Below are 15,788 nucleotides of genomic sequence, written 5' to 3'. Positions count from 1 at the left end.
GTCCCAACTCCCGAGGGTGGAGAGATGAAGCTTCTTTTGGGCAATTGGAGCGCGCCCCCTGATTAGGACGCCGACTTAAAGCATAAGTTGGCCGCAAGTCGAAAGGCCCAATTTAAGTCAACTTGCTACGGCAGAACAGGCAGCTGAATTGTGCCAAGACGCACCAACGAATGATGGAGGGAAAATCTCATGCCATGCGAGCTGAAAAACTCGGTCAGAGACTGTAACGCCCAGCTTTCTCGGAATTTCTGTCCGTCGAAACTTGGCTTCCCTATTGTTGGCTTTTTTCTGTGAATTCTTTAACCTTTTTTCAGGTATTCACATTCCGCTGCAAAAAATTCCTTACTTAGGACCGCCGCGCGGAGTGCTTTTGACGCCTCAGGCAATCGCAGGCAGAACTGCTTCTCGCAAATGCCCAGTTTCCTTGCCATAGGCCATGGCAATTCAGCATTGCCTTTAGCAATTTCTTTCATCACGTACTTTTCCACTTCCTCCCATGGATGAAATTTTTGCCCCCTACGATCGGGAAATTCAAAGTCTCGAATTGCCATTTTTTCAATCCCGGAATTGACACGCCAGAAATCGACACAGAGCAGGCCGACTAGAGAGACTCCACTGACAACGGCAAGAGCAACAAGATTTTGCAAAGTCGGAATGTGCTTTCTTCTTGAAATCGCATTTAGCGTTGACGTTAACATCCGAGCTCGCCGCCCGAGCTCTCTTTGACTGGTCGCGATGCCAAATTTTCGGCAGTGTTCCATCAAGAAGTCAAGATCAATAGCAAAAGCGAAATTTCCTTGAATAATCGTTGGAAGCATTGCAACGAGTTCAGCTAGCGCCCGAGCCGCGAGAACTTCATAAACATCTTCTTGGACCCGGTAAACCGGGAATGACTCCTTGCTCAAAGGGCTAGTTCCTGGAGCCCAAGCCAAGCTGGTATTCACCTGGGTGCCCAGGGCATCAGCTGGGCACGCCAGACCTTTCCGAACAAGCCCGTCATATATGTGGCCGGAAACCACGAGTTTTATGGCCACCACTGGACTCAGCTGCTGGACGAATTGCGGCTTCAGGCCAAGGTACACGGGGTGCATTTCCTGGAGTACGATTCGGTCACTATCCAGGGCATCCGGTTTCTGGGCTGCACGCTCTGGACGGACTTTGAATTCTTCGGTCTGTCCCGCCGTTCCCAGATGATGCGGGCGGCTGAACGCGGCCTCAACGACTTTCGTCGCATCGAGGCGGATCCCCTGATGGCGGAACACACGAGCGTGGCACCCCGCCAGTCCAAGCCTCGGTTGACGGCGGCACATACGCTGGCCCGGCACCAGGACAGCCTAACTTGGCTAAAAAGCGAGCTGCTTCAGGGGGAGCCCAAGAACACGGTGGTGGTCACGCACCACTACCCGCACCAGAACTCAACCCATCCGAAGTGGGCGCAGGATGATCTGACCGCCATCTTTGGCTCCAAACTGCCCAATGAGGTTTTGCTGGGGGCAAGCTTGTTGCCAGTCGCTTGGTGTCGCACGAACGGACGCCGAAATTGGTAGTACGGTCCGCAGGTCGGATCCTTCTTATGCTGATTCGTAGGCGGGCTGTTGCGGCTATTCACGCGGATACTCACTACTCTCACGGCAGTAGTTTTTCGAGTGTTTTATGGTGCGGATCAACCCACAAAACTACTACTCTCGGCCAATAGCGTCGGAGACGCCGGTGAGTTCAATGGGTTAAGTCACAGCACCGTGCGACTTAAAGCATAGTTTTTTGCCGCCGACACAAATTTGAGCAGTTGTGCAGATTTCGATGACCCAAGGTAATCAAGCTGCAGCCCGCTGGCAGTCTTGATTTTTAGGCTATTGGAGTGGTCACCAATTGTCGGCACCAGCGGTTAGGGCAAAGACACTGTCATTCCAGTGTGATTTTCCGCTCTCGAATAAGCTCATGCCACAGGCGTGCCTCCTCAGACAGGTAACGAGTCATTGTCATCGGATCACTGGGAATGAGCTCCAATCCGAAATCAACCAGCTTGGGAGCAACTTCCGGGGCCCGGATGGCTTTGACTAACTCGGAGTTGAGCCTAGAAACGATCTCTTTTGGTGTGCTTGTTGGAACGACTAAAGCCTGCCAGCCATATGCCTCTACGCCTTCAACTCCCAATTCAATGAACGTTGGAATTTCAGGCAAAGCGGCCATCCGTGACTTCGAAAAGACAGCCAGGGCTTTTATTTTCCCGCTTCTCACCATAGGTAGCGCTGCAGCTGCATCGGCAACGAACAAGCCAAGTTCCCCTCCAATCAAATCCTGTAAAGCTGGCCCGCTTCCCTTGTAGGGAACGTGCACGATCGACAACCCAGCCTTCTGTTTCAGCAACTCCATTGCTAGGTGGTGCGGGCTTCCGAGGCCAGGCGAACCATAATTCAGTACTCCAGGCTTGCGCTTGCTGGTTTCCAGCATTTGGCTGGCTGTTGAAAATGGCGAGCCTGCACTCGCAAGCAATATCAATGGAAAGCGGGCCATCAAACCCACGGAAGCGAAATCCTTGACGGCGTCGTAAGGAGTTCGTTTGAACAACGCCGCGTTGTAAACCAGTGTGCCGTTGTCTCCGGTAAAAATGGTATGTCCGTCGCCTGGTGATCGCGCAACAGCCTCCGATGCAATAAAACCCGCGCCTCCAGGACGATTTTCGATGACAACAGGCTGCCCCATCTGCTTCGACAATTGGGATCCGACCAAACGCGCAAGAACGTCAGTGCCCCCTCCCGGCGGATAAGCAACGACCCATCGGATGGGTTTGGATGGATAGCCTTGGGCCTGAGACGGCATGGCACCGACAATCAGGATGAGCGCGGACATCGCCCGAACCAACCTCGCAAAAGTAACCCACATAGTTGTCTCCTTTTTTAGCCGACCTTGTTTGACTGTTCATGCACCACGCAGACGATCGATGACGGCGAACGCATCAGGCGCGGTATCGCCGCGCCAACCCACCATCATGTCGGGACGTATCAACACACAATGGCGATTGCCGTAGAGCTCTCGAACGGCCGAATCATCGACAAACTGCACCGAAAGTGGCACACCTCGTGCCATCGCAGCTTGCTGAAATATTTTCACAATTTCATTGTCTCCATTGAACGAAATCAGCGTAAACCAGGCCCCAAAGAGATCCAGGATAGACTTGTCTTGACCCACCCAGGCGTGAGGCGCCCGATGGCCGGGCCGCGCTGTGGGGGTGTAGATCAAAGGGTTGTCTGGAGGCGCCTCGGTCCCGTCAGACCAACCTATGGGGGAGTCCTCGTAGCGGTAGCCCAGCAGGACACCTGACGACTTCAACAGCTTTTCCTGGCTTATCAGATCTCGCTTCAAAGTCGCCCGCAACGCCATGCCATCAGGTCCATCGTCATCAAGCACATCTCCCGATTTCATGACCTGGTGCAACTTGTCAAAGTTGTCGGCCGCTTCCATGGTGTTGCGAATCCCAATGGGGCGGCGCTCGGTTTCATAACTTCGCAGCAAGCCGTCTCCCGCCCAACCCGCAGCGCAGGCGCCCAGCTTCCACGCCAGATCAATGACATCGGACACGCCGGTGTTCATGCCCAGACCACCGGTAGGCGTGAACAGGTGCGCCGCATCACCCGCAATCAAGACGCGCCCGCCGGGGCTTTGGTATTGATTTGCGGTCAATGCATGCGCCGTCCACGGCTGAACCGAGACCACCTCAAGAGCCGTCTCGCAGCCAAGCAAGGCTGTGATGGCCGCCTTTGGATCGATCGACTGCCAGTCCTGTCCTGGCTTGAGAATCAGGTGGTACGTCCAGGTCTTGCCGGTATCCCAGTTCAGCAGAAAGCCACAGTGGTCCTTGTGCAGTGGGAAATAGATGTTGGCGGGCCCAAACTTATGCTTAGACATGAATTCGGGGGCCCGAAAGTATATCGAAATGAAGTTCGCCAGAGCCGCCCGTCCGGACAAGCCGATGCCCAGCGACTCTCTAACCACCGACCTGCCTCCATCACAACCGACAAGCCATTGCGATCGCACGGTTTGCTGGCGCCCAGTCTCCATATGCCGAATCACGGACATAACGCAGTCAGCCTGCTCGGTAAAGCTTTCGAGGGCCCAGCCATACTTCTGCGTCACGCTGGGGCGTGTTGCCGCGTGATTGCGCAGCATTTGCTCGACCTCATTTTGACCCACAATGGTTTTCAGATAAGGCGACCAATGCAGCTCAGAACGCGGATCCGTCGGCCCGTCGCGGCGCATCGCCTCAAGATCGTTGTGACTTGGAAGCTGGAGGCTGTGGACTTCGTGGCCACGCAGTGTTGACACCCAATAGTAGGCGGCCGGGTAGTCGGACGGGACGCCTGCGCCTATCAGGGTGCGGTCGGTGCCCCAGCGCCGAAAGTACTCCATGCTTCTGTTGGCCACCGCATTGGCTCTCGGATGAGGATTGACCGTCAAAGCCGGGTCCACCACCATACAAGGAGTGTTCCGCCAGCCAAGCTCACCCGCCAAGGTCAGGCCGCTGGATCCCCCTCCGGCGATCAGGATCGGGGTCTCTAAATCTACGTTGCAACTCATTCGACCAACTCCTGTGGAATCTCCAAACCAACAACACGTCCGGCGTCGACAACGACTTCACCATCAAGGGCCACGGTGCAATGGCGCATCGGGAAATCGAAGTGCCCCTGCGTAAACCGGCCCGCATGCTCATTGGCCCCCGTCGAAAACAGAAAATTACCGGCGAATGCCCGCAACTCAGTGCCGTTGGTCTGACTCTTGTCGTACATGGTCAAGGAATCCCATCGCGCGAGAGGATTCAAGCCCCAGCCCACATGAGACACACCGTAGGCGCCGCGGTCTCCCCAAGCCTCGTAATAACTGCGCAAGAGGTCACTGTCCAAGCCCTTGCCGCTGATGGAGACCACGTGATCATCCTCAATCGTCAGTTCGATGGGGCTCTGGATGTATCGCTTGAAGGTGAGATTCACATCCCCCTCTGCCAGAACCAGCTTGCCACTCACGCTCCCCGGCCCGGGGAAACACAGGCAGATCCCCCCCGGCCAGTACGCAACCTGCCCCGGCTCTTCCACATATCCCGCAGCCCCTTTGACGGGAGCGCCACGGACGTTGACCACCAGGTTGGTGCCGCTGGCTGAAGTTACGGTCATCTGCGTCGCCGCGCGCAGCTTCGATTTGGCGTTCTCGACGACGGGTTGCAACCAGCGTCGAGGCTGCAAGCGCTCAAGAATTTCCGGGTGCTCGTTGCTGACCATGAAGACGCGAGCGCCACCGGCGAGAATCCTGGGCATTTCAGGCGCGTGCAGCAAGCCCTCAACCGTGCAATCGACCACGGTGTGTGCTTGTGACAGCGCAGCGATCACCGGCTCCAATTGACCAATGCTGTGCGACGATCCCGTGGAACGTGTCGCTACCGGATCCCGAAGCGGCGGTGAAGGGATGCGGATGTGAAAGGCGCGCGCGCCGATCTGGCACAGAGCCAGCTCCGCGAGCTGGACCAGCACTGCACGTGACTGGGACTCCGAAAGAATGGCCACGACGTCGCCCGGCCCTATGCGGCACATGCGCAAAGTGCGCACAAACGCGGCGATCCACTTGCCCTCGACATGTTCAACCAGCATATTTGCTCCCGTGAGTTGATGGATGGAAGGACGCCAGGCTGTGCATCACCAGCGAAAATCCAGAGATGGTCACCTGCGCGAACAAGCCCGCCAGGTGATAGGGTTCGTTCTGCAAAAACTGTTCGAGCTCGGAGGTGTCGCCGCAATCCACAACCATCAGCACGCCGATGCGCGTCACCCCATCCTTATCGAGCAAAGGCCCGCCAAAGACAATCCGAGAAGCGTGCTTGCGCATGTAGTGCGCGTGGTCCGATTGCGCTGATGCTCTGACGTCGGCGCAATCGGCCTTGTCCATGCAATGAATGGCGAAAATCATGATGCGCATGCCCTCGCATGGAGTAGCACAAAGTCTCCGACGACGCGGTTGAATTCCACAGGAGCCTCGATATTCATGAGATGCCCCACGCTACGTATCACGTGGTACTGCGCATTCGGCATCAAAGCTTGAACCTGTTTTCCCGCGGACGGGGTGACCAGCGTGTCAAATTCGCCATAAAGGAGCAAGGTCGGCACACGGATCAAAGCCAATGCAGCGGTCCGGTCGAAAGACAGCGTGCTCTCCAGCGTCTTGAGGTAGGAATCAGGGTGCAACGCCTCGATACTCTGACGCATTTTCAGCAGCATGGCGTTGGTAGCGTAAGGCCCCGCCAAGGAAGCGATCAGTTCAGTCGCCATGTCCGAGATTTTTTTACCTGCTTGCAGCGGTTCTCTGCGCAGACGTATGAACTCTTGGCGCTGCTCAAGTCCAAGCGAACGACCGAAACTGGGGAATGAGCCGGCCAAGACCAGTGACTGCACCCGCTCCGGGTAGTTCGCGCAGAAATCCATCAGAATCCGTCCGCCCATGGAAAGCCCCACGCAGTGGGCCTTATCGACTTCCAGGTGGTCCAACAGGCGCACAAGATCTTGGCTTAGTGCATTGAAATCACAAGGTCCGTTGTAATCATCCGAATTTCCGTAGCCCCGCGCATCCCAGGCCACCGCCTTGTATTGCCTCGAGAAGTGCTGCAATTGTTCCGCCCAGTTCGACCGGTTCCCGCCGATCCCGTGCAGAAAAACAATGGTCTCACCAGCTCCAGCGTACTCGTACGCAATGCGCGGGCAACCAGGCATGGATTGCAGGGGCCTTTCGCCGAACAGGGCGGTTCGGTCTTGTCGGGTATGAGGGGGCATTGCGATAGGCATGTCACAAATTGTCAATGCCCTATGCCGCCACAGACATACACTTTTGGTTAAATAGGTATAACCAAATAGAAAATCAATACCAGATGTTGAGTACCTCAGAATTGAATTGCTTTGTGACTGTGGCGCATTCAGGTAGCTTTGCCCGCGCTGCCACAGAGCTAGGAATCAGTCAACCAGCCCTGAGCAAGAGCATTTCCAAGCTTGAGCGCGGCTTGGCCGTGCGTCTTTTTGAACGGAGTGCACGCGGCGTCACACCGACGGTATTTGGAGAAGCCTTGCTCAAACGTGCCACGGCATCGCTTGCAGAACTTCGGGCGGCATCGCGGGAGATCGAAATTCTACGAGGGGGCGAGGGTGGGTTTGTTACTGTCGGTGCGGCGCCGGCGGTCACAGCAGACTTTGTCCCCGATCTGATCAAGAGTATGGCCAAGTCAAAGCTTACATCCAGAATGCGAGTGATTGAGGGTTTGGCCGAGGATCTGGTTGAAGGCGTGCGCAGTGGAACGTTGGATTTTGCAATCACGACAGCTACCGGCCTTGGCGGCTCGGACGACTTGCTGATTCGGCATCTATATGAAGATGATTTTGTTGTCTGTTGTGGTGTAGAGCATCGGTTCAGTCGATCTAGCAAGCTCACTGCTCAGGATCTGGCCTCTGCGCTGTGGGTCCTGGCTCCTCCTCACGGAATATTGCGTAAGGAGTTCGAAAGAAGGTTCAGAAATGAAGGGATCGAGCCCCCTTCAGCAATGGTCGAAACGGGTTCAGTGACTCTGTCAAAGCTGTTGGTAATGGAGCATGGGTTTTTGAGCATGCTCCCACGTGAACTACTGTCATTTGAGGAACGTAAAGGTTATGTGCATATACTCCCTTCCTCATGGCTCGAATGGAGGCGACAAGTCTCGCTTATTACACGGAGGGGGCGCGTGGCTACCAACTCGGCAAGGTTGGTGTTGGACCTGGTGATGACGAAAGCCGATTTAAGGGTTTAGTCCTGAGTGACCGGAGCGGAGTAGGCACTTTCAAGAGTCATACCGCCGCCTTCAGGCTGAAGCGGTCCCATATTTGCAGTTATGAGGGCCAAAATACAGAGCCCGGTTCTGACGCAGTTCACTGTGAGGTCATCATTGGTACATCACCTACCGACCAGACGCGACATCGAAGTTTTGAAATATTTCAAAAATCATGCAAGGATGTCGACGTGATCACGTTCGATGAATTGTTGGGCCAGCTAACTGCCGCAAGTTGCGCCAAAGTGAAGCCATCTTTCATTGAGGCCCAATAAATGCTTTTTTGCACACAACTCGCGGCCAAAATTTTCGTAATCTTTGAGTGCGCTGTCGTAAGTGGATGATTTGATTCAAGAACTCTTGGCCATCAAATCGCTGCTCCCGCAACTCTTGGCCATCGCGACTCTCACGGCAGTAATTTTGCGAGTGTTTTATGGCGCGGCTCAACCCTCAAAACTACTACTCTCGGCCAATAGCATCAGAGACGTCGGAGAGTTCAATGGGTTAAGTCACAGGTACGGCGGGCGAGCGCAGGCGCTTCTATTTTGATAGCTTCTTGCGCAGCAACAGCAAGCGCTACAGCCTTAAAAGGCTTGTAAATTTGAAAAGATGGTGTGGTCTCCCGCCCTCATGTGGCCATCCCTTGTAGGCCAAAATCTGAAAACAGTGCCTGTCACACGACCGGCATTTTTTCCCCATCCATCCCGCAAATCGCCCGGACATGCCCGCGCAGCCAAAGGTGCACGGGATCCGCATGATGGCGGGTATGCCAGCTTTGCAACACCTCCACGGCAGGCATGTCGAACGGCAGTTTGAAGACTTGCAGGCGCTGATGCGCCATGGCCCAGCGGACAAACGGCATGGGCATGGCGGCGACGAAATCGGAGGTCGCGGCCATGGCCAGCGCGGCCTGAAAGCCGGGCGCAACAATGGCCACCCGGCGCCGCAAACCCAACGCCTTTAACGCAGCATCCAGGTGTCCAGCCGCCGAGCCTCGCGGCAAGGTCGAGATATGAGGCCACGCGACAAAGTCTTGGGCACTGACGGCTTCGCCAGTCCGCTGGCTGAGCAGCGGATGGTTCTCTCGCACGACACCGACAAAAGCGGCCCGGAACAGCGGTTCGCTGTAAATTTCGGCCTCTGCCGATTTCACTACGCCGATATCCAGGTCGATGGCGCCATTGCGCAAAGCCTCCCTGCTCTTGTCTGCACGGGGAATGAAATGAAGGGACACGCCAGGCGCCTCTGCTGCCATGGCGCAGGCCAGACGGGTCGCCCAGGCGCCCGCGAAACCATCGTTCGTGTGCAAGGTGAGGGTGCGCTCCAGCCGAGAGAAATCCACAGCGTCGGGCGTGAAAACGCCACGCACCTCTTCAATCGCCGCCCGCACCCGCTCCCTCAAGGCCAGGGCACGCTGGGTCGGCACCAGACCGCGTCCGGCGGGAACAAACAGGGGGTCGCCGATGGCTTCACGCAGGCGCGTCAAACGCCGACTCATCGCGGGCGCACTGAGGTGCAGAACGCGTGCCGCCCCCACCACACTGCCTTCGCGCAGCAGGGCATCGAGGTCTAGCAACAAATTGAAATCAAGGCGGTTCAAGGCAGGTGTTTTCATTCAGGGCAAGCCTAACGAGTGCATACAATGCATCAATAGATTGCAATCATCTCACTTTACACACTGATTGAGGCATTGGACGATAGGGCTTTCTTGCCATGTCCATCCGAAAGCCATTCATGTCACACCAGCCTCCCATCACCGCACCGTCTGCGGCTGCCAATTTTTCCTTTTTTCCTTTGCTGGCCGTCATGATCTGGACCGGCAACACCCTGGTCACCAAGCTGGCTTCGGTGTCGATTGAACCGGCCGCGATCACCTTCTACCGGTGGCTGCTGGCCGGACTGATCTTGTCGCCGTTTTTGCTGCGCAGCGTGTGGCGCCAACGCGCCATCGTCGCGGCGCACTGGCCCAAACTGGCTTTTCTGGGCTTGTTGGGCATGGGCATGTACCAGGGGCTCGCCTACGAGGCCGCTAAAACCACCTCAGCCACCAACATGGGAGTAGTGATGGCCTTGATGCCCTTGCTATCCACGCTGCTGGCCAGCTTGTTCGCGGGCGAGGCATTGACCGGCGCGCGCATCGGCGGCGCCGGTCTATCGCTGCTGGGCCTGGTGTTTCTCAGCACCCAGGGCCATCCCGCTGAGCTGCTGCGCGGCGCGGCCCGTACGGGCGATGCACTCATGCTGGTTGCCATCGCCTCGAACGCGCTCTACGGCGTATTGCTCAAACGCTGGGCCGTGCCGCTCTCGACCTGGCAGCAGCTTTATGTGCAGATAGGTTTTGGCACCCTGCTGGTCTTGCCATTCTGGTGGCTGGCGCCCAGCTCGCCCATCACCGCAAACAACATCCCGCTGATTCTGTACGCCGGCACTGCTGCGTCCATCGGTGCGCCGTTTCTCTGGATGAGCGGCATCAAACGACTCGGCCCCGCGCGGGCCAGCCTGTTCATGAACCTGCTGCCCCTCTTTGTGGCACTGGCGGCGTCCACGCTGCTGGACGAGCAGTTGCATGCCTACCACGCCGTCGGCGGCTTGCTGGCACTGGCAGGCGTGTGGTGGGGGCAACGCCAACCAAGGGCCAAAGTCAGTCAGGTGGCCACTTGAAAAAAAAGAAACCCGAAGCACCCAGGCGGATTGCGCCTTGGTGATTCGGGTTTTTTTGGTCGGAGCGCGGATGGCTCCAGCCGGATCCGTGGCTTAACCCTGCTGTGGGCGCTTGCCTGGGTTTTTCTTGCTGCGAGTGTGGGCGCCACGCTCCAGGCTGCACTTCTGGCCGCGGCCGGTCGTGATGGTGTAGCCTTTTGGGGGAATAGGCTTGGGGGCGCAGATGTCGGCTTCGACTCTGATTTTCTTGGACATGGAAGACTCCGGGTTAAAAAAGGCTGAATCAGGGATTTTAAGCCACAGCGTGCCAGCCCTGGGGCCGGCCGGGCGGTAAGGCTTACTCTATGCTGGCGCCGGACGCCTGCACAATGCCCTTCCACTTCTGGTAATCGGTCTTGAGCAGCGTCGAAAATTGCTCGGACGTCATGTTCTGCGTCTCGGCGCCCTGGGCGTGGATGGCCGCTTTCATGTCTGGCGTCGCCAGCAGCTTGTTGACCTCTGCATTGACCGCGGCCACCGCCTCCTTGGGCGCGCCTGCCGGCATGAACAGGCCATACCAGGTGCTGACATCAAAATCCTTGTAGCCCAGCTCGGCCACCGTGGGCGCGTCAGGCAGCGAGGTGCTGCGCTTGGCCGAGGTCACGGCCAGCACCCGCAATTTGCCGGCCTTGATCTGGCTCATGGCAGAGGGCAAAGAAGACACCATCAGATCCACATTGCCCGCCAGCACGTCCATCATGGCCGGATTGGAACCCTTGTAGGGCACATGGCGCATCTTGATATTGGCGGCGCTATTGAAGATCTCGCCCGCCAGGTGAATCGTCGTGCCGTTGCCCGGTGAGCCATAGGTCACCGTGTCGGGGGCGGCCTTGGCAGCCGCCACCACATCCGCCAAGGTCTTGAAGCGGGAGCTGGTGTTGGTAACTATCACCACCGGCGTATAAGCCACATGCGCCACCGCCACCAGGTCCTTGGTCGGATCGTAGCTCAGCTTCTTGTAGAGCCAGGGCGCCACCACCATATTGTCTTTCTGGCCCATCACCATCTCGTAGCCGGTGGGTGCGGCTCTGGCGGCCTCGGCAATGCCTATGGTGCCGCCGGCGCCGGCGCGGTTATCGGGGATCACGGTCCACTTGCTCACCTCGGTGAGCTTGTTGGCCACCAGGCGCGACAAGATGTCGGTGCCGCCGCCCGGCGGGAAGGGCACGATCATGCGAATGGGCTTGGACGGAAAGGCCTGGGGCTGAGTCTGGGCCTGCGCGCCCGCCAGCGCCAAGGCCAGCAGGGAAAAAGATAAAAGCTTTTTAAGCATGAAAAGTCTCTTTATAAAAATGGTCAGCAAGCATGATGCATGGAAAAAAACCGCCACCAGCTTGCTTACTCCAAATTTTATGCGCCAGCCCGTCCTGGCAGTTCGTCATCCCCCTTTGATTCGCGGGTACCGCCCTCGGTATCGGCGATGGCGGGCCAGCCTTACTGACGGGGGTGGAGCGGCAGATTGAGCAGCAAATTCTGCGGTTTCAGTCTGAACACGCCCTCAGCATTCATCATCAGCCCCAGATAAACCGGCTTGCCTGCCACATCGGCGCGCATGTCCCGCGGGTCGGCAAAATCCAGTCGGAACAGGCTTAGCAGACGCTGCAAACGCTCCGGCGCCACCTCCAGGCCCTCGTACAGGTCATTGAGCAGCGCTGTCGCCTCCACGTCCAGCCCGACATGCCAGCGCCAGGCCGCATCGTCAATTTTCTGCAGCGGCCGAATGCTGACGGCCACGCCGAGAAAATGAGCCACCCATTTCTGCAGCACGCTGGCCAACGCCTTGAGCCCGGAGCGGGCGCGCGTCATGGTCAGCACCAGGCCGTGACTCAGGTCATTGCTGATTTCGTGCGTGAGGTCGAGCAAGAAGGTATGGCGATCGACCTGCAGCCAGTAGTCGGCCGCATTTTCATCCGTCAATACCTGCAGGTTGAGCGTGGGCAGCGGCACCTTGGCCTCCGCCAGAAAGCGGCCAAAGTCGCCCAAACCACCGGTTTCGCTCAGCATGTCTATCACCTCACGGTCGCCACTGAGCACCTGGCCGCCCTCGGTGCTGATGCGCTGCGAACGAAACAGCAAATCAGCGGCGCGCACCTCGTAGGCATCGCTGGAGTCCTCCAGCAGGCTGTGGGCTATGGCCTGGGCCAGCAGATCGATGAAGAGCGGCGGGATATTGATGGCGCCAGCTCCGCCTGTCTGAAACAGGCTCAGGTAATAGGCCTCCAGCGTGCCGGCAGCCAGCAGCCCATCACGAAAACGCAAAAACAAGGTGTAGCTTTCGCGGGCATCGGGATCTTGCAGCGCCTGCAATGCGTCAGTGCCGACCGGCATGGCAGGCGCCCGCAACAGCGCGCCATGCAGGGCCAGCTCGGCCGGGCAGGACTCTGGCACGGGCGCCAACTCGGGCCGGGCCAGAAAAAAGCGCCAGTAATCGTCGGTGGGAAGCAGCCAGCCGCGCTCGTTGCGCGGGAGGCTGCGTAAAGGCGAGAAATTTTGCATGGACGCCATCGTCTCACAGTGCAGCGTGGTGGATTGCAGCGGTCTGCAACTTACTCCATTTTTAATAGCGCCTGGCGCTCGCCCCTATTGCCCCAAAGGCGATTTTTGCATGTAAACCGAAGCGCAGGCCAGGCGCAGAGGCTGAACGCGCCTTACATCCTGTTTCAGCCCCTCCGGGATAGGGTGGAATCTTTACCCGCCATTAGCAGTCCATCCAGCATCTCGTGCGTTGTATTGATTAAGGTTCAAGGTATCCCTCAAACGCCTGCCTCCCAACCCGCAACGACAGCAAGAGAGCGTGCAACATGACGACACCTAGCACTACTGGTTCATCCCGGCAGCCACGCCGACTGCTACGGTTTTACGGCTGTTCCGTGCTGCTGCTGGCACTGTTTCAACCCGTCGCCTGGGCGCAGCAAGGCGCCAACCTGGATCCGCCCGGCAGCGTGGCCAGGCTCAACCTCACGCAAGGCGCGGTCAGTTTCTCGCCCGCTGACAGCGCCGGCGCCACTACCAACGCCGGCTGGCGCAGCGCCGAGCTGAACCGCCCCTTGACCAGCGGCGACCGGCTGTGGAGCGGCCCACGCGCACGCGCCGAGCTGCATGTGGGCTCCACCGCCGTGCGCCTGAACCAGCAAACCAGCCTGGATCTGGTGGCGCTGGACGACACGCTGACCCAGCTAAATCTGGCGCAAGGCACGGTTGCTTTGCGGGTGCGCGCCCTGTATGAGGGCCAGCGCCTGGAAATCGACACCTCCAACCTGGCCTTTGTCATTGCCGAGCCAGGCAGCTACCGCCTGGACGTCGACCCGGCCAGCCACACCACACGGGTGGTGGTGCAGTCGGGCAGCGGCGTGATTTATGGCGACAACGGCAACTCGCTGACGCTGGGGCCACAGCAGCAAGTCAGCTTCACCGGCACCCAACTGATACCAGCCGCCCCAGGCGCCGATCGGCAGGACGATTTTGACGTCTGGGTCGCCAGCAGGGACCAACAAGAGGACCAATCGGTCTCGGCCCGCTATATCCCGCGCGAAATCATCGGCTATCAGCAGCTCGATGCCTATGGCGACTGGCAGCAAGACCCGAGCTACGGCGCCATCTGGCTGCCGCGCAGCGTGCCCCTGCATTGGGCCCCCTACAGCGTGGGCAACTGGAGCTGGATCTCGCCCTGGGGCTGGACCTGGATTGATGACGCACCCTGGGGCTTTGCGCCGTTTCACTATGGCCGCTGGGCTCAGATCGGCCCGCGCTGGGCCTGGGTGCCGGGGCGGCTGGCGCCGCGCCCGGTTTATGCCCCGGCACTGGTAGCCTTTGTGGGCGCCGGCGCTGGCCTGAGCTGGAATATCGCCATAGGTTCGGGCAGTGCTTCGCGTCCCGGCGTCGGCTGGTTCCCACTGGCCCCCGGCGAAGCCTTCCGGCCGGCCTACCGGAGCAGCCCGCGCTACCTCAGCCAGGTGAACAACAACATCGTCATCAACCAACTGCCGAACCAGCGGCCCAGCTACCGCTACCAACGCCAGCCCACCGCCGTGACCGCCGTCAGCCGGGACGACTTTGTCCGCGGCCAGCCGGTGCGCGGCAACCCGCGCCCCTTGAGCGCCGCCGAGCTGAGCAAGGCTCAGGTGGTGGTGGAGCGCAATGCACTGCCGCAGCGCCCCGAGCGCGGCGCTGGGCGCGAGCCATCCAGACCGGCCGCCGCCCTGCCCCCCGCTGCCATGATCGCGCGCCCCTTGCTAGAAAACCGGGTCGGCCGACCAGCCGAAAGGCGGGACACGCAGCCCCAGGAAAGAAGCAGCATAGGCCCTCAGGCTCAAACCCCACGCAGCGCAGCTCGCCGCGACAGCGGCGCCCGTGAGGTCGAACAAAGAGCCCTACAACAAGATCAGCAGCGCCAGCAAAATGAAAGCGTCCAAAGACAGCGTGCCCTGAACGAGCAGGCCCAGCGGGCACAACAAGCACAGCAGGAACAGCAACGCCGCCAAAACGAAGAGGCCCTAGGCCAACGCGCCCTGCGAGAGCAGGCGCAAAGACAACAGGAGCAAGCGCGCCAGCAACAACAACAGCGCGTCCAGCAAGAGCAGCAACGCCGCCAGAACGAAGAAGCCCTGGGCCAGCGCGCCTTGCGTGAGCAGGCGCAAAGACAGCAAGAGCAAGCGCGCCAGCAACAAGTCCAACAGCAGCAGCAGCAGCAGCAGCAGCAGGAACAGCAACACGTCCAGCAAGAGCAGCAACGCCAGGCCCGCGAACAACAGCGTCAACACACGGAGCAACTACGTCAGCAGGAACAGCAACGCCGCCAGAACGAAGAAGCCCTGGGCCAGCGCGCCCTGCGCGAGCAGGCGCAAAGACAGCAAGAGCAAGCGCGCCAGCAACAGCAAATCCAACAACAACAACAACGCGCCCAGCAAGAGCGGCAGCAGCAACTGGACAGGCGCAGCGAACCAGCCCAGGAACGGCCAAGAATGCAGCGCCCGGATACAGCAAACCCTGAGAGGCCGGCCCGGCCAGAGGGCGAGCCCGGCAGCCGTCGCCGGGAACCATAAAGCGCCCGAATAGCGCTCCTTTTTTGAGCGCGCCGAATTTCTCGCCTGCGCTCTCTTTTGCCCGGTCTCAGGGTTGCCCATCAAGCAAAACTACCTAAGGGTCTAACCCAGTGGCAACGCACTGGCCGCATGGCTAGTATGAGCCCCTGTGCTTCGGATCGGCTCGCCTGCTGGCATCGGCAAGCAACCAGTCCGCCAATTCAAATTCACCCGCCGGA

Annotated in this window: 14 protein-coding genes; 4 read left to right on the top strand and 10 right to left on the bottom strand. The window is 58.8% G+C overall.

The window, feature by feature from the left end:
* Positions 1–299: 299 nt before the first annotated feature.
* Entirely contained in the window at positions 300–905 is a 606-nt protein-coding gene (locus BM160_RS10875; RefSeq protein WP_143093225.1) for a helix-turn-helix domain-containing protein, read from the bottom strand.
* A gap of 99 nt (positions 906–1,004) precedes the next feature.
* On the opposite strand from BM160_RS10875, the gene BM160_RS10870 reads away from it, so the two are divergent.
* On the top strand, positions 1,005–1,547 hold the full coding sequence (locus BM160_RS10870) for a metallophosphoesterase family protein (protein WP_143093224.1): 543 nt from the start codon (positions 1,005–1,007) through the stop codon (positions 1,545–1,547).
* A gap of 355 nt (positions 1,548–1,902) precedes the next feature.
* Here BM160_RS10870 and BM160_RS10865 read toward each other — a convergent pair whose 3' ends face one another.
* Genes BM160_RS10865 through BM160_RS10845 form a run of 5 tightly spaced genes read right to left on the bottom strand, consistent with a single transcriptional unit; the run spans position 1,903 to position 6,821 of the window.
* Complete coding sequence (locus tag BM160_RS10865) at positions 1,903–2,883, bottom strand: Bug family tripartite tricarboxylate transporter substrate binding protein (RefSeq protein WP_092004814.1); 981 nt, start codon at positions 2,881–2,883, stop codon at positions 1,903–1,905.
* Between the two features lie 36 nt (positions 2,884–2,919).
* Positions 2,920–4,575, bottom strand: coding sequence for an FAD-dependent monooxygenase (locus BM160_RS10860; RefSeq protein ID WP_092004811.1), 1,656 nt, complete (start codon positions 4,573–4,575; stop codon positions 2,920–2,922).
* Positions 4,572–5,636: a 2,5-dihydroxypyridine 5,6-dioxygenase NicX family protein gene (locus BM160_RS10855; protein WP_092004808.1), complete on the bottom strand. Its 1,065-nt coding sequence runs from the start codon at positions 5,634–5,636 to the stop codon at positions 4,572–4,574. Before BM160_RS10855 ends, BM160_RS10860 begins: the two co-directional genes overlap by 4 nt.
* Positions 5,626–5,961: a YciI family protein gene (locus tag BM160_RS10850; protein ID WP_092004804.1), complete on the bottom strand. Its 336-nt coding sequence runs from the start codon at positions 5,959–5,961 to the stop codon at positions 5,626–5,628. The genes BM160_RS10855 and BM160_RS10850 overlap by 11 nt, the downstream gene beginning before the upstream one ends.
* Positions 5,949–6,821 (bottom strand): alpha/beta fold hydrolase, encoded by an 873-nt coding sequence (locus tag BM160_RS10845; RefSeq protein ID WP_092004801.1) that lies wholly within the window; start codon positions 6,819–6,821, stop codon positions 5,949–5,951. Before BM160_RS10845 ends, BM160_RS10850 begins: the two co-directional genes overlap by 13 nt.
* A 14-nt stretch (positions 6,822–6,835) precedes the next feature.
* On the opposite strand from BM160_RS10845, the gene BM160_RS10840 reads away from it, so the two are divergent.
* The gene (locus tag BM160_RS10840) at positions 6,836–7,810 is read left to right on the top strand and encodes a LysR family transcriptional regulator (RefSeq protein ID WP_092004798.1); all 975 of its coding nucleotides are present in this window, start codon (positions 6,836–6,838) and stop codon (positions 7,808–7,810) included.
* A gap of 691 nt (positions 7,811–8,501) precedes the next feature.
* Here BM160_RS10840 and BM160_RS10830 read toward each other — a convergent pair.
* Positions 8,502–9,428: a LysR family transcriptional regulator gene (locus BM160_RS10830; protein ID WP_092004792.1), complete on the bottom strand. Its 927-nt coding sequence runs from the start codon at positions 9,426–9,428 to the stop codon at positions 8,502–8,504.
* 134 nt (positions 9,429–9,562) lie between these two features.
* Between BM160_RS10830 and BM160_RS10825 the strand changes: the two genes are divergently transcribed.
* Positions 9,563–10,489, top strand: a complete 927-nt coding sequence (locus BM160_RS10825; protein ID WP_092004790.1) for a DMT family transporter — start codon at positions 9,563–9,565, stop codon at positions 10,487–10,489.
* 93 nt (positions 10,490–10,582) lie between these two features.
* Here the strand turns inward: BM160_RS10825 and BM160_RS22590 are convergent, their stop codons facing one another.
* From BM160_RS22590 to BM160_RS10815, 3 genes are all read right to left on the bottom strand, one after another.
* Complete coding sequence (locus BM160_RS22590; RefSeq protein ID WP_177218982.1) at positions 10,583–10,744, bottom strand: hypothetical protein; 162 nt, start codon at positions 10,742–10,744, stop codon at positions 10,583–10,585.
* 82 nt (positions 10,745–10,826) lie between these two features.
* Positions 10,827–11,801, bottom strand: coding sequence for a Bug family tripartite tricarboxylate transporter substrate binding protein (locus tag BM160_RS10820; protein WP_092005035.1), 975 nt, complete (start codon positions 11,799–11,801; stop codon positions 10,827–10,829).
* Between the two features lie 161 nt (positions 11,802–11,962).
* Positions 11,963–13,024, bottom strand: a complete 1,062-nt coding sequence (locus BM160_RS10815) for a DUF6352 family protein (RefSeq protein WP_092005032.1) — start codon at positions 13,022–13,024, stop codon at positions 11,963–11,965.
* 305 nt (positions 13,025–13,329) lie between these two features.
* On the opposite strand from BM160_RS10815, the gene BM160_RS22225 reads away from it, so the two are divergent.
* On the top strand, positions 13,330–15,570 hold the full coding sequence (locus tag BM160_RS22225; protein ID WP_143093223.1) for a DUF6600 domain-containing protein: 2,241 nt from the start codon (positions 13,330–13,332) through the stop codon (positions 15,568–15,570).
* Positions 15,571–15,788 lie beyond the last annotated feature (218 nt).

The organism is Polaromonas sp. OV174, assembly GCF_900112285.1.
Lineage (GTDB): Bacteria > Pseudomonadota > Gammaproteobacteria > Burkholderiales > Burkholderiaceae_C > Polaromonas.
This window is presented reverse-complemented; position numbering and strand designations above follow the sequence as displayed.